A 14,081-nucleotide genomic window follows, 5' to 3' on the forward strand; every position below is an offset into this window, starting at 1 on the left:
CGCACGATGACTGGGGACATTTGAATGACTGCATTGACTGTCTGGGAGACGGCGCCCTCCCTTCTCGCACTGTCCGCGCTGGTGGGTTACCTGCTCGGCTCGATCCCGTTCGGGCTGATCCTGACCCGCATGGCGGGTCTGGGAGACGTGCGCAAGATCGGTTCGGGCAATATCGGCGCTACCAATGTGCTGCGTACCGGCAACAAGAAACTTGCTGCCGCGACATTGCTGCTCGATGCACTGAAGGGTACGACAGCGGTGCTGGTAGCCAACGCGCTCTGGGGCTACGAGGCATCGCTGATTGCCGGCTTCTTTGCCTTTCTCGGCCACCTGTTTCCGGTCTGGCTGGGCTTCAAGGGCGGCAAGGGTGTGGCGACCTATATCGGTGTGCTGCTGGGTGCCGCACCGCTGATGATGCTGGGCTTTGCCGTGGTCTGGCTGGTGACGGCATTCGTCACACGCTATTCCTCGCTTTCCGCACTGGTTGCGATGCTTGTCATTCCGGTTGCATTGTGGATACTCGGCCCGGAAAAGACCGCGCTGCTCGTGACGGTGCTGAGTGTGATTTCCTGGTGGAAACATCGCGAAAACATCAAGCGCCTGATGGCAGGCACGGAAAGCAAGATCGGCCAGAAGGGCTAAGACGACAGGTCTTACGCCCTCTTTCGGGGGCGTTTGATGCCGCATGACGGGACGAAACGGCAAGGCATGGCGCTTTCCGAGCGGCAAAAGATCGCCTGGCTGCGGCTGATCCGCAGCGACAATATCGGTCCCGTTACCTTTCGCGAACTCATCAATCACTATGGCAGTGCCGAAAAAGCGCTGGATGCCCTGCCGGAATTGTCCCGGCGAGGCGGCGCGGCACGCAATGTCCGTATCGCCACGCAGGCGGAAGCCGAGCAGGAAATCGAGGCGGCAGAGCGCTTCGGCGCCCGCTTCGTCGGCATCGGCGAGCCGGATTATCCGCCCGCCCTGCGGCATGTGGATGGCGCCCCGCCGCTGATTGCCATGAAGGGATCGGGTGCGGCCGCGATACGTCCCTCCATCGGTATCGTCGGCTCCCGCAACGCCTCGATCAACGGCGCGAAATTCGCCGCCATGCTGGCGCACGAATGCGGGCGTGCCGGTTATACCATCGCATCCGGTCTGGCGCGTGGCATCGATGCCGCCGCACACCGGGCCAGTCTTGCGACCGGCACTGTGGCCATGCTGGCAGGCGGGCTCGATCGCCCCTACCCGCAGGAAAATTTCGGCCTGTTGCAGCAGATCTATGAACAGGGTGGCGCGACCATCAGCGAAATGCCCTTCGGCTGGGAGCCGCGCGCCCGGGATTTTCCCCGCCGCAACCGGCTGATTGCCGGTGTCTCGCTTGGTGTCGTCATCGTCGAGGCCGCCGAACGCTCCGGCTCCCTGATCACTGCCCGGCTTGCCGGCGAAGCGGGCCGTCTGGTCTTTGCCGTGCCGGGGTCGCCACTCGACCCACGCTGCCAGGGTACGAACCGGCTGATCAAGGAAGGCGCGATGCTGACAACAGGCGCCGCCGACATTCTGGATGCGCTGCGGCCGCTTGTCGAACCCGGGCTGCCGCTTGGCCGCAAGGTCGAGGAACCGTCCCGCGACGCGGACATGTCACCGCCCGCAGACAATCAGCGCGAGATTGTTGCCGCAGCCATTGGCCCCTCGCCGGTCGAGACCGATGATGTCATCAGGCATACGGGTCTTTCCGCAGCGACGGTGCATATGGTGCTGCTGGAACTGGATATTGCCGGGCGACTGAACCGCCACGCTGGCGGCCAGGTTTCCCTTATCATGGCCGAGTGATTGCCGACGTCGTCGATATCTGCGGATTGCGCCATCGCCACGCGACACCATATATGTGTCAGCCAGCCACCACGAAGGCAGGATCTTGGGTGTCGTCACAAGCATCATGCAACCGGGGATCGATGACCCGAAGTTGCGAATCCGGCAAAAATAACCCATCGGCTGCATTCGTGCCGATATGAGAAAATCGCCCTTGCCTCTTGACCAGCGCGCATTACCTGTCCATGTCGAAATATAAGGAAGCCTTGCTGCAGTACGCCAATGCACCGGGCACACACTAACGGACCCGTTCCCAGAGAAAAAAATATGAATGTCGTCGTCGTAGAATCTCCGGCCAAAGCCAAGACTATCAACAAGTATCTTGGTTCGGGCTACAAGGTTCTTGCATCCTTTGGCCATGTTCGCGACCTTCCTGCCAAGGACGGCTCGGTGCTGCCCGACCAGGACTTTGAAATGTCCTGGGAGGTTGACCCTGCCTCGCAGAAGCGCATGAAGGACATTGCCGACGCGGTCAAATCCTCCGACGGACTGTTTCTGGCAACCGACCCTGATCGCGAAGGCGAAGCGATTTCCTGGCACGTTCTCGATCTTCTGAAAAAGAAGAAGGTGATCGGCGACAAGCCCGTTAAACGCGTGGTGTTCAACGCCATCACCAAGAAGGCGGTGCTGGATGCGATGGCCAACCCGCGCGACATCGACGTGCCGCTGGTGGACGCCTATCTGGCACGCCGCGCACTCGACTATCTCGTCGGCTTCAATCTTTCGCCGGTGCTGTGGCGCAAGCTGCCGGGCGCACGCTCGGCTGGACGTGTGCAGTCGGTGGCGCTGCGTCTCGTCTGCGATCGCGAGTCCGAAATCGAGCGTTTCGTCTCGGAAGAATACTGGAACCTTTCCGCCCTGCTCAAGACACCGCGCGGTGACGAATTCGAAGCCAAGCTGGTTTCTGCCGACGGCAAACGTCTGCAGGGCAAGTCGATCAAGACGGGCGATGACGCCAACCGCCTGAAGGCTCTGCTCGATGGTGCGACCTATCTTGTCGACACGGTCGAGGCGAAGCCCGTCAAGCGCAATCCCGGCCCGCCCTTCACCACTTCGACGCTGCAGCAGGCCGCGTCGTCGCGCATGAGCTTTTCCGCCTCGCGCACCATGCAGGTGGCGCAGAAGCTTTATGAAGGTATCGACATCGGCGGCGAGACTGTCGGTCTGATCACCTATATGCGTACCGACGGCGTGCAGATGGCGCCGGAAGCGATCGATGCGGCGCGCAGCGCCATCGGTGAGCAGTTCGGCAGCCGTTACGTGCCGGAAAAGGCCCGCTTCTATTCCACCAAGGCCAAGAACGCCCAGGAAGCGCACGAGGCGATCCGTCCGACCGATTTCAACCGTACGCCGGATCAGGTGAAGCGTTTCCTCGATCCCGATCAGTTCCGTCTCTACGACCTGATCTGGAAGCGTGGCATCGCCAGCCAGATGGCATCGGCCGAAATCGAGCGCACCACGGTTGAAATTCTGGCCGACAACAAGGGCGACCAGGCCGGTTTGCGTGCGGTTGGTTCGGTAATCCGTTTCGACGGTTTCATCGCTGCCTATACCGACCAGAAGGAAGATGGCGAACAGAGCGACGACGGTGACGATGAAGGACGTCTGCCGGAGATCAATGCACGCGAGAACCTCGCCAAGCAGAAGATCAACGCCAGCCAGCACTTCACCGAACCGCCACCGCGCTATTCGGAAGCATCGCTCATCAAGAAAATGGAAGAGCTCGGCATCGGCCGCCCTTCCACCTATGCGGCGACACTGAAGACGCTGAGCGACCGCGAATACATCATCGTCGACAAGCGCAAGCTGATCCCGCATTCGCGTGGACGTCTGGTGACGGCGTTCCTGGAAAGCTTCTTCACGAAATACGTCGAATACGACTTCACCGCTGCTCTGGAGGAGAAGCTCGACCGCATTTCCGCCGGTGAACTGGACTGGAAGCAGGTTCTTCGCGATTTCTGGACGGACTTCTTCGCGCAGATTGAAGACACCAAGGAACTGCGTGTCACCAACGTTCTCGACGCGCTGAACGAGGTTCTGGCACCGCTGGTATTCCCCAAGCGCGAAGACGGTTCCGACCCGCGCATCTGCCAGGTTTGCGGCACCGGCAACCTGTCGCTGAAACTCGGCAAGTATGGCGCCTTCGTCGGCTGCTCGAACTATCCGGAATGCAACTTCACCCGCCAGCTCAACTCTGACGGTGCGGAAGCGGAAGCTGCAGCGCTGAACGAGCCGAAGGCATTGGGCGCAGACCCGATGACCGGCGAGGAACTGACGCTGCGTTCCGGTCGCTTCGGACCTTACATCCAGCGTGGCGACGGCAAGGATGCCAAGCGCGCATCGCTGCCCAAGGGCTGGAAGCCGGAAGAGATCGACCACGAAAAGGCTCTGGCGCTGATCAACCTGCCGCGCGACATCGGTCAGCATCCGGAAACCGGCAAGATGATTTCTGCCGGTATCGGCCGCTATGGCCCGTTCCTGCTGCATGACGGCGGTTACGCCAACCTGGAGAGCGTCGAGGACGTGTTCTCGATCGGCCTCAACCGTGCGGTTACTGTGATTGCCGAGAAGAAGGCGGCACCGGGCCGTGGCCGATCCTCCACGCCTGCCGCGCTGAAAACACTTGGCGATCACCCCGATGGTGGCGCGATTACCGTGCGTGACGGACGTTTCGGTCCCTACGTCAACTGGGGCAAGGTCAACGCCACCATTCCGAAGGCTCAGGCGCCTGACAGCGTGACGCTGGAGGAAGCGCTGGTGCTGATTGCCGAGCGTATCGCCAAGACCGGCACCGGCAAACCTGCGAAGGCCAAGAAGGCGACGGCAAAGTCTGCGGATGGTGACACGGCAGCCAAGCCGAAGGCGACCAAAGCAAAAACGGCCACCAAGGCCAAATCCGCTGCCAAGCCGAAGGCCGCAGCAAAATCGAAGAAGGCAGAATCGTGAGCAAAGCGCCGCGTCAGGGACAGGGTTCGGCTAAGGACGGTTTCGGACGCACTGCGCGATCCAAGCGCGTCAACGAAGGTGAAGGCATCATCCACGGTGAGGTGCCTTCCCGCGAAGTGCTGCTGAAATTCATTGCCGACCATCCGCAACAAGCTTCCAAGCGTGAAATCGCCAAGGCTTTCGGGCTGAAGGGTGAGAACCGCGTGCTGCTGAAAGCAGTGCTGAAGGAGCTGGAAGGCGACGGCATGGTGCAGAAGAGCCGCAAGTCGCTGGTGCGACCGGGCGGCCTGCCGCCTGTCACGGTTCTCGATATCACCACCCGCGACAAGGACGGCGAATTGATCGGTCGGCCAGCGGAATGGCCGGATGATCTGGGCGCAGCCCCTGCCGTTCTGATCCGCCAGTCGTCACAGGATCGCGGCAAGAAGGCGCCGACCGCCGGTCTCAACGACCGGGTTCTGGCAAAAATCTTTCCAGCCAAGGAACGCGGTGGCCCGGCCTATACGGCGCGTGTCGTCAAGATTCTCGACCGCAGACAGGGTGCGCTCCTCGGCGTATTCAAGCTGTCGCCGGGCGGCGGTGGTCGCCTGATGCCGATCGACCGGCGCGGCGAAGAAATGGTCATCGACCCCGATGGCGTGGGCGAGGCCAAGGACGGCGATCTGATCGAGGTCGAAACCTCGCGCAACAGCGGGCGTTACGGCCTGACGCGGGCAAAGGTTCTGTCTGTCGTCGGTTCGGTAGCATCCGAAAAGGCGATCTCGATGATCGCAATCCATGCGCATGGTATTCCGCACATCTTCCCGCAGAACGTTCTGGCCGAGGCTGACGATGCCAAGCCGGCGACGATGTCACACCGCGAAGACTGGCGTGACCTGCCGCTGATTACCATCGACCCTGCCGATGCCAAGGACCACGACGACGCGGTTTATGCCGAGCCCGATCCTTCGCCCGACAACCCTGATGGCGTGATCGTGACGGTGGCGATTGCCGATGTCTCCTGGTACGTGCGCCCAGGTGCGCCGCTGGACCGTGAAGCGCTGAAGCGCGGCAATTCGGTTTATTTCCCGGATCGCGTCGTGCCGATGCTTCCCGAACGCATTTCCAACGACCTCTGCTCGCTGAAGGAAGGTGTCGATCGCCCTGCCCTTGCCGTGCGGATGATCTTTTCGAAGGAAGGCCGCAAAGCGGGCCACACATTCCATCGCATCATGATGAAGAGTGCTGCCAAGCTGTCCTACCAGCAGGCACAGGCCGCCATCGACGGCAAGCCGGACGACAAGACCGGACCGATGCTGGAGCCGATCCTCAAGCCGCTGTGGCACGCTTATGAGGTGATGAAGCGCGGGCGTGATCGTCGCCAGCCGCTCGAACTCGACATGCCGGAGCGCAAGATCCTGCTTCGCCCCGACGGTACCGTGGACAAGGTCGTTATTCCGGAACGCCTCGATGCGCACAAGCTGATCGAGGAAATGATGATCCAGGCAAACGTTGCCGCCGCCGAGACGCTGGAAAAGAAAAAGCAGCGCCTTGTTTACCGCGTGCACGATGCGCCGACGCTTTCCAAACAGGAAACGCTGCGCGAATTCCTGGGCACCATCGGTATTTCCATGGCCAAGGGTGCGGCGATGCGCGCCAACTCCTTCAATGGCATTCTGGCACGTGCGCTGGATACGCCGCATCAGATCATGGTCAACGAGATGGTGTTGCGCGCCCAGAGCCAGGCGATCTACAGCCCTGAGAACATCGGGCACTTCGGCCTGAACCTGATGAAATACGCGCACTTCACCTCGCCGATCCGCCGTTATGCCGACCTGATCGTGCATCGCGCGCTGGTCGGTTCCCTCGGCCTTGGGGAAGGTGGCATCACCCCGCAGGAAGAAGCGACGCTCGACGATATCGCAGCGGAAATCTCGACCTTCGAGCGCCGCGCCATGGCAGCCGAGCGCGATACCATTAACCGCCTGATTGCCCATCACCTGTCCGAACGTGTCGGCGAGGAATTCGAGGGTCGCATCGGCGGTGTCACCAAGGCGGGACTTTTTGTCGCGCTGCCTCAGTTTGGTGCCGATGGTTTCATACCTATATCAACGCTCGGAACCGATTATTTCATTTACGACGAGGCGCATCAGGCCTTGACGGGTGAAAAGACCGGTCTCGGCTATCAGCTTGGCGACAGCGTGCAGGTACGTCTTGCCGAAGCGGTACCGTTGGCGGGCGCCCTGCGTTTCGATATGCTGAGCGAGGGAAGGAAGATGCCGGTCGCCACACGGTCGTTTCATAAAGCGGGGCGGCGGACATCGCGCGTGGCGGCAAAGCCCGGAACGCGCCCGCCAAGACGGCGGCGATAAAACGGCGGCAGGAACCGCCACGGGAAGGAAACGAGCATGGGTAATGAACACAGCTCCGACATTCTGACGTTCGGCGACAAAGGTGTGGAGCGGCCGCTTGGCCGTTCGATCATGCGGGGCATGTTGAACCGCTGCCCGGCCTGTGGCTCGGGACGCCTGTTCCGTGCCTGGCTGAAGCCCGTGGACAATTGTGCGGCCTGCGGCGAGGAAATGCACCACCACCGCTCCGACGATCTGCCGCCCTATATTTCCATCGTCATCATCGGCCACATCGCCGTTGGCGGTTTCATGATGACCGACCTCATCATGCAGGTTCCGATGTGGGTTCACTTCGCCATCTGGGTGCCGATCACCATTCTTGCTGCACTTCTGACACTGCAGCCGATCAAGGGCGGTGTCGTTGGCCTGCAATGGGCGCTTCGAATGCATGGTTTCGACAGCCGGCCGGCAAAACCCGTCATTGACGGCTCCTCGCATTAGGCTGTCGCGTGACGCCACTGAATTCCACCACAGACCCGGGCCGAACGACGGCTGTGCTGCGTCCACGCGACGCCGCTGCCCTTCTCCTGTTCGACCGCTCGAACCGAGGGCTGCGCGTGCTGATGGGCAAACGCAGCGCGGCACATGTCTTCATGCCCAGCACCTATGTCTTTCCGGGCGGCAAGCGTGACCGACAGGACCATGCCCTTCCCTATTGCGGCGATCTGCACCCGAGTGTGCTGGAGCAGCTTTCCGCATCCGTGCCGCGCCGTCTAAGCGTTGCCGGTGCGCGCGCTCTGGCGCTGGCTGCCGTGCGCGAACTGGCTGAGGAAACCGGTATCCGGCTTGGCAAGGAAAACGCCGGCCCCGATCTGTCGCAACTGCGTTTCGTGGCACGTGCAATCACGCCACCGGGATTATCGCGCCGCTACGACACGCGATTCTTTTGCGGTTTTACCGATGAAATCGACGTGGATATCGATGCGATCAGCGATTCGGACGAGCTTCACGACGTGCGATGGGTTGACACGGCGGAGCTTTCCGGTCTGAACATGCCGACGATCACACGCACGGTTCTCGAAGATGTCACAAAACTTATGATAGGTGATCCCTCACTGCCCTTTGAAAGCCCCGTGCGGTTCTACTTCACGCGCCACGGCCGGTTCATTCGAGACTTTGTATAAAGGCCGTTATGTCACAGACGAAATGCGAAGAAGACGCCATTCACTGGCCTTCCCTGATCGCCGCCATTGCTTCCATCAGCGCGGTCGGTGTGGCCATCGGTCTTGGCCTGCCACTATTGTCCATCATTCTGGAAAAGCGCGGCATCTCCTCGACGATGATTGGCGTCAACACGGCCATGGCCGGTGTGGCGGCAATGATGGCGGCACCTGTGGCATCGAAAATCGCCCACGACTTCGGCGTCGCACGCACCATGCTGGTGGCGGTGGTGATTTCGGCGCTTAGTGCCCTCGGTTTCTATTTCGCCGATGCCTTCTGGATGTGGTTTCCGCTGCGACTCGTTTTTCACGGTGCAACCACGACGCTGTTCATCCTGTCCGAATACTGGATCAACATGGCCGCACCGCCGAAAAAGCGCGGCATGGTGCTCGGCATCTATGCCACCGGGCTTGCGGTGGGGTTTGCGGTTGGGCCGCTGCTGTTTTCGGCTGTCGGCAGCGAGGGTATTCTTCCCTTCCTCGTTGGCGCCGCGATCATTCTTCTGGCGGCTATTCCGATCTACATGGCGCGAGGCGAAAGCCCGGAGTTGGATGAACGGCCAAACCACCATTTCGCACGCTACATCTGGCTCGTGCCGATGGCATCTGCCGCTGCCTTCGTGTTCGGCTCGGTGCAGGCGGGCGGTCTCTCGCTCTTTCCGATCTATGCCACGCGTGAAGGCTTCAACGAATCGCAGGCGGCGCTGCTGCTAACGGTGATGGGCATCGGCAACATGGTCTTCCAGATCCCGATCGGCCTGATGTCCGACAGGATGAAGGATCGCCGCACGCTGCTTGGCCTGATGGCGCTTGCAGGCGTCGGTGGCACGCTGGCGCTGCCATTGATGGTGGACAGCTGGTTGCTGGTGGCCGGTCTGCTGCTGTTCTGGGGCGGCCTGGTGTCCGGCATGTATACAGTTGGCCTGACGCACCTGGGCTCGCGCCTGACGGGTGCTGACCTGGTGGCAGCCAATGCCGCTTTCATCTTCTGCTACGCGCTGGGAACGATCTGCGGGCCGCAGGCGGTGGGTGCTGCAATGGACATTGCCGGCACCGATGGTTTTGCCTGGGCGCTTGCCATGTTTTTCGGTCTTTACGTCGTGCTTTATGTCGTCCGTTTTGTTTTCCGGGCAAAACAGACTTGACTTTTCGGGCGCGATACGTAGTTTCGCGCCAGATTTAGCCGAGGTGAAAGCGCCTGCGGCTTCTCTTTTGTTTAAAGGCAGGACGACCATGGCGAAAGCTACAACAATCAAGATCAAGCTGCTGTCGACAGCCGACACCGGTACCTTCTACGTCACCACCAAGAACAGCCGTACGTTCACGGACAAGATGACGAAGACGAAGTACGACCCGGTTGTACGCAAGCACGTAGAATTCAAGGAAACCAAGATCAAGTAATTCTTGATCGGTATTCCGACAAAAGCGCGCCCTCCGGGCGCGTTTTTTGTTTGTGGCGACGCGAACGCCTCTCCCGCCGCAGATAGAGCCACAAAGCCGCGACAGGCCATCCGCCTGCGCGAACCTGATCACCTGCCTCGAGAATCAGTGCAGCGCCGAACCAAACCGCGACGGTTGCGCAGAGCGCACGCGAAAGCGCCTGAAGGCCAAAAGCAGCCGGTAAAGATGGATTGGATGTCAGTGGGGAAATAGGGGGTCGGCCAACGATGTGATTACGGCACGAGGAACCGATTCGAACATCGCCGGCCGACCGACCCCACGATTCAGGAGATGCGGCGGACCTGGCATCATGGGGTATTCTAAGCTACGCAATACGACCCCTGATGAGCAATATTCTGCAGCGTCTTCGCCGCAACCATCACTTCATCCGCGGCAAAAAAGCCGCCTTAAAGATCCTTTTTCGTTGGCTTAGATTTTCGCAGAACCTAAAGAAAAATCAACAAATTCTTAAGCGAAGCCCATTTCCGTCGAAAGATATGGTTAAATATACCAGTATGATACACAATACTGCGCGATGCGATTGAATTTATTTTAAATTTCAACTTACGCTATAGTCGCACAAAAGCTTGCGGTACCGGGCTTTTCCGCCTGTAGAACGCAGGAGACAAAGCAACCCGGCTCAAAATATGGTGATCGGCTGGTTAAGCCGCAGCGGCAACGACCCGGTTGCGGCCTGAATTCTTCGCTTCATACAAAGCCTTGTCAGCCTGCTTGAGAAGCTGATCCGGCAAAACAACCGAGGGACTGTTGGTGGCGATGCCAAGCGATGCAGTGATCCTCAGCTCACGGTCGATGGAGCGGACATAGAAGGGCTCGCCTTCGACAATCTCGCGCAGACGCTCGGCGACGCCGACGGCATGTTCCATCGACGTATCCGGCATGACCACAACAAATTCCTCCCCGCCATAACGGCAGGCAAGGTCGGCGCCACGGACAGCCGACCGGATGCGAGCTGCGAATTCACGCAGCACCTCATCGCCAACGTCGTGGCCATAGGTGTCGTTGACCGTCTTGAAGCGATCGATATCGGTGATGCAGATCGAAATCGGCCGGCCACGCGCTGCCGCGCGGTCGAAGAGGATCTTGAGATGATTGTCCAGGTAACGGCGGTTGTTGAGGCCAGTCAGCCCATCGACAACAGCAAGTTCCATCGTGTGCTGCAGGTTGCGGCGCAGATGGTCGTTGAAGCGCTTGCGCTTGATCTGCGTGAGCGTGCGGGCGACCAGCTCATTGGGATCGATCGGACGCAGGATGTAGTCGTTGACGCCAAGATCGAGCGCACGCGCCACCATATCGTCAGCGCCCTGCTCCGCCACCAGGAGAAGCGGCAGGAAGCGGGTGCGTTCCAGTGAGCGCAATTGCGAGCACAGGCGAAGCGGGTCGTAGTCGTCGAAGTTCGCGTTGACGATCACCAGTTCGAAAGGGTTTTCCGCTGCCGTGAACAGGGCGGCTTGCGGATCGCTCATGACCTCGACCTCGGCAACCGGCTTCAGCGCCCTGATGATGCGCTCCTGCGAGCTTGCACGGCCATCGACGAGCAGAACACGGCCTGGCGTCTGCATCGTGCTGTCGCCGCGCAGCAGGTCTTCCATACCGATCTGCCGCGCCGTTTCGGCGCGCATGCGCAGTTCGTCGCTGACGGACTTGAGACGCACCAGGCTTTTGACACGGGCAATAAGCTGGAGGTCATTGACAGGCTTGGTCAGGAAATCGTCGGCGCCGGCTTTCAGGCCACGCACGCGGTCGGAAGGCTGATCGAGCGCCGTAACCATGACAACCGGAATGTGCGCCGTGTTCGGATTGGCCTTCAACCGCTCGCAGACTTCAAAGCCATCCATGCCCGGCATCATGATGTCGAGAAGGATGATATCCACCTGCTCGCTGTCGCAGATGGCCAGCGCCTTGAAGCCATCTTCGGCTGTGACAACGTCGAAATACTCCGCCAGAAGCCGCGCCTGAAGCAGCTTGACGTTTGCGGGTATGTCATCAACGACAAGAACTCTCGCTGTCATGGTTTTCCCCAGCCGCCTTACGCGTCACCAAGATAGGTCTTGATGATCTCGATGAATTTCGGAACGGAAATCGGTTTCGAGACATAGGCCTCGCAACCGCCCTGACGAATACGCTCCTCGTCCCCTTTCATCGCAAAGGCGGTAACCGCGATGACAGGGATAACGTGCAGCTCATCGTCTTCCTTGAGCCATTTCGTGACCTCCAGACCTGATACCTCAGGAAGCTGAATGTCCATCAGAATGAGATCGGGACGGTGTTTGCGGGCGAGGTCGAGCGCTTCCATGCCGTTGCGCGTCTGAATCGTCGTGTAACCCGATGCCTCGATCAGATCGCGAAAGAGCTTCATATTCAGCTCGTTGTCTTCGACTATCATGACCTGTTTGGGCATGGCGAACAGTCCCCGCTCCGCTTTGAAACCTTCATCAAGACATATAAGTTGCCTCAGAGCCGATTCCATCGTCCAATTGTCGCGCTAGGCTAAAGCGATTTGGTTTCAAAATAGGTAACTTCGGAAGAGAAATGCTGCGACACACCAAAAACAAAGATAACATCGAAAAAGATCCGCAAGAAACGGCAGCCGCCATACTTGGCTGGCTGGCAAACGAGCCGGACATGCTCTCGCGGTTTCTGGCATTGAGCGGATTGCAGGCCAATATGCTTCGCGAGGCGTCGAACGACCCAGGCTTTCTGGCGGGGCTGACCGACTTCCTGATGAGCCACGAACCTGATCTGATGGCGTTCTGCGCGGCCACGGAAACAACACCCGAGACGGTTGCTGCGGCATGGCACCACTTTTCAGGCCCCGGCCTCGATTCCGGTGTGTATTGACGGCGCAACGCTTGAGCGCAGATCGCTTGCAAGCTATGGTTGGCGACGTTCCCGTTTTGTTTAGGCTTCGGTTTGCTGTCAGGCCATGTCCACGTCGCACGCATATGATCCCGGTTTCTGCCGTGACTGCCTGACGGGCCAGCCTGCCGGGCTGAAGCGTTGCCGTGCCTGCGGCAGCCCTCGCCTGCTGTATCACGACGAACTCTACCAATTGACGATTGCCCATATCGACTGCGACGCCTTTTATGCGTCCGTTGAAAAACGCGACAACCCCGATCTTGCCGACAAGCCGGTGATTATCGGCGGCGGCAAGCGCGGCGTGGTCTCCACCGCCTGTTACATTGCCCGTATCCACGGTGTGCGCTCGGCCATGCCGATGTTCAAGGCGCTGGAAGCCTGCCCCGACGCCGTGGTCATCAAGCCGAATATGGAGAAATACGTTCAGGTCGGTCGCCAGATCCGCAGCATGATGCAGGAGCTGACGCCGCTGGTGCAGCCACTTTCCATCGATGAAGCATTTCTCGATCTGTCCGGCACCGAGAGATTGCACCACGATCCCCCCGCCCGCGTGCTAGCGAAATTTGCCAAGCGCGTGGAAAAGGAAGTGGGCGTGATGGTGTCCGCCGGGCTCTCCTACTGCAAGTTCCTCGCCAAAGTCGCGTCTGACCTGCGCAAGCCACGCGGTTTTTCGGTGATTGGTGAGGCCGAAGCCCTGTCCTTTCTGGCCACACGGCCTGTCACGACCATATGGGGCGTCGGAAAGGCCTTTGCCGCAACGCTGGAGGCGGATGGCATTCGCATGATCTCGCAACTGCAGGAGATGGAAGAAGGCGACCTGATGCGCCGCTACGGATCGATGGGACAGCGGCTCTATCGCCTGTCACGCGGCATCGACGAGCGCGATGTGCAAAGCAACGATGCCGCCAAGAGCGTGTCGTCAGAAACCACGTTTTTCAACGACATCTCGCGCCATGACGATCTGGTGCCGATTTTACGGTCGCTTTCGGAAAAGGTATCCGCCCGCCTGAAAAAGCACGGCATTGCCGGCAATACCGTCGTTCTGAAAATGAAGACGTCAGACTTCAAGATCCGCACCCGCAACCGCAAGCTCGATGATCCCACCCAGCTTGCCGACCGGATATTCCGTATCGGTCTGTCGCTGATGGAAAAGGAAACCGACGGCACCAAATTTCGTCTCTTGGGAATTGGCGTGAGCGAGCTTTGCGATGCGGCGCTGGCCGATCCGCCCGATCTCGTCGACAAGCTGGCAGGGCGACGTGCTGCGGCGGAAGCCGCCATGGACAAGCTGCGGGACAAATTCGGCAAGAGCAGCGTCGAGACCGGATACACCTTCGGCACTCGAAAATAGCGGCTGCTTTCAGCCGCGCCGACAATGCGGGGTTATTTTAGCATTTACACAATC

The 14,081-nt window shown here is 59.9% G+C and carries 12 protein-coding genes; 10 read left to right on the forward strand and 2 right to left on the reverse strand.

Annotated features, from left to right (window positions below):
• Window positions 1-24 precede the first annotated feature (24 nt).
• The 8 genes from plsY (at window position 25) to rpmG (ending at window position 9,757) form a co-directional block, all read left to right on the forward strand.
• On the forward strand, window positions 25-642 hold the full coding sequence (plsY, locus tag ACIQT8_RS04985) for a glycerol-3-phosphate 1-O-acyltransferase PlsY (protein WP_400964024.1): 618 nt from the start codon (window positions 25-27) through the stop codon (window positions 640-642).
• Window positions 643-678: 36 nt separating this feature from the next.
• Window positions 679-1,821, forward strand: a complete 1,143-nt coding sequence (gene dprA / locus ACIQT8_RS04990) for a DNA-processing protein DprA (protein WP_400964026.1) — start codon at window positions 679-681, stop codon at window positions 1,819-1,821.
• Between the two features lie 306 nt (window positions 1,822-2,127).
• A complete protein-coding gene (gene topA / locus ACIQT8_RS04995; protein WP_400964028.1) occupies window positions 2,128-4,806 on the forward strand; it encodes a type I DNA topoisomerase in 2,679 nt (892 codons plus the stop codon).
• Window positions 4,803-7,157, forward strand: coding sequence for a ribonuclease R (gene rnr, locus ACIQT8_RS05000; protein ID WP_400964030.1), 2,355 nt, complete (start codon window positions 4,803-4,805; stop codon window positions 7,155-7,157). Before topA ends, rnr begins: the two co-directional genes overlap by 4 nt.
• A gap of 36 nt (window positions 7,158-7,193) precedes the next feature.
• A complete protein-coding gene (locus ACIQT8_RS05005; protein ID WP_400964032.1) occupies window positions 7,194-7,637 on the forward strand; it encodes a DUF983 domain-containing protein in 444 nt (147 codons plus the stop codon).
• A 56-nt stretch (window positions 7,638-7,693) separates the two neighbouring features.
• Window positions 7,694-8,320 (forward strand): NUDIX hydrolase, encoded by a 627-nt coding sequence (locus tag ACIQT8_RS05010; protein WP_400964394.1) that lies wholly within the window; start codon window positions 7,694-7,696, stop codon window positions 8,318-8,320.
• Window positions 8,321-8,328: 8 nt separating this feature from the next.
• Window positions 8,329-9,501: an MFS transporter gene (locus tag ACIQT8_RS05015; protein WP_138795544.1), complete on the forward strand. Its 1,173-nt coding sequence runs from the start codon at window positions 8,329-8,331 to the stop codon at window positions 9,499-9,501.
• 88 nt (window positions 9,502-9,589) lie between these two features.
• Complete coding sequence (rpmG, locus tag ACIQT8_RS05020) at window positions 9,590-9,757, forward strand: 50S ribosomal protein L33 (protein WP_003496403.1); 168 nt, start codon at window positions 9,590-9,592, stop codon at window positions 9,755-9,757.
• Window positions 9,758-10,458: 701 nt separating this feature from the next.
• Here the strand turns inward: rpmG and ACIQT8_RS05025 are convergent.
• Together ACIQT8_RS05025 and ACIQT8_RS05030 are read right to left on the reverse strand one after the other, a co-directional pair.
• Window positions 10,459-11,829, reverse strand: a complete 1,371-nt coding sequence (locus ACIQT8_RS05025) for a PleD family two-component system response regulator (protein ID WP_138795545.1) — start codon at window positions 11,827-11,829, stop codon at window positions 10,459-10,461.
• A 17-nt stretch (window positions 11,830-11,846) separates the two neighbouring features.
• Window positions 11,847-12,218 (reverse strand): response regulator, encoded by a 372-nt coding sequence (locus ACIQT8_RS05030; RefSeq protein ID WP_003496409.1) that lies wholly within the window; start codon window positions 12,216-12,218, stop codon window positions 11,847-11,849.
• 131 nt (window positions 12,219-12,349) lie between these two features.
• On the opposite strand from ACIQT8_RS05030, the gene ACIQT8_RS05035 reads away from it, so the two are divergent.
• Together ACIQT8_RS05035 and ACIQT8_RS05040 are read left to right on the forward strand one after the other, a co-directional pair.
• Window positions 12,350-12,658 carry a DUF3572 domain-containing protein gene (locus tag ACIQT8_RS05035; protein WP_138795546.1) on the forward strand — a complete coding sequence of 103 codons (309 nt, stop codon included), beginning with the start codon at window positions 12,350-12,352 and terminating at the stop codon, window positions 12,656-12,658.
• Window positions 12,659-12,743: 85 nt separating this feature from the next.
• A complete protein-coding gene (locus tag ACIQT8_RS05040; RefSeq protein ID WP_400964033.1) occupies window positions 12,744-14,027 on the forward strand; it encodes a DNA polymerase IV in 1,284 nt (427 codons plus the stop codon).
• The last annotated feature ends 54 nt before the right edge of the window (window positions 14,028-14,081 follow it).

The organism is Agrobacterium sp. NPDC090273 (assembly GCF_044772305.1).
Lineage (GTDB): Bacteria > Pseudomonadota > Alphaproteobacteria > Rhizobiales > Rhizobiaceae > Agrobacterium.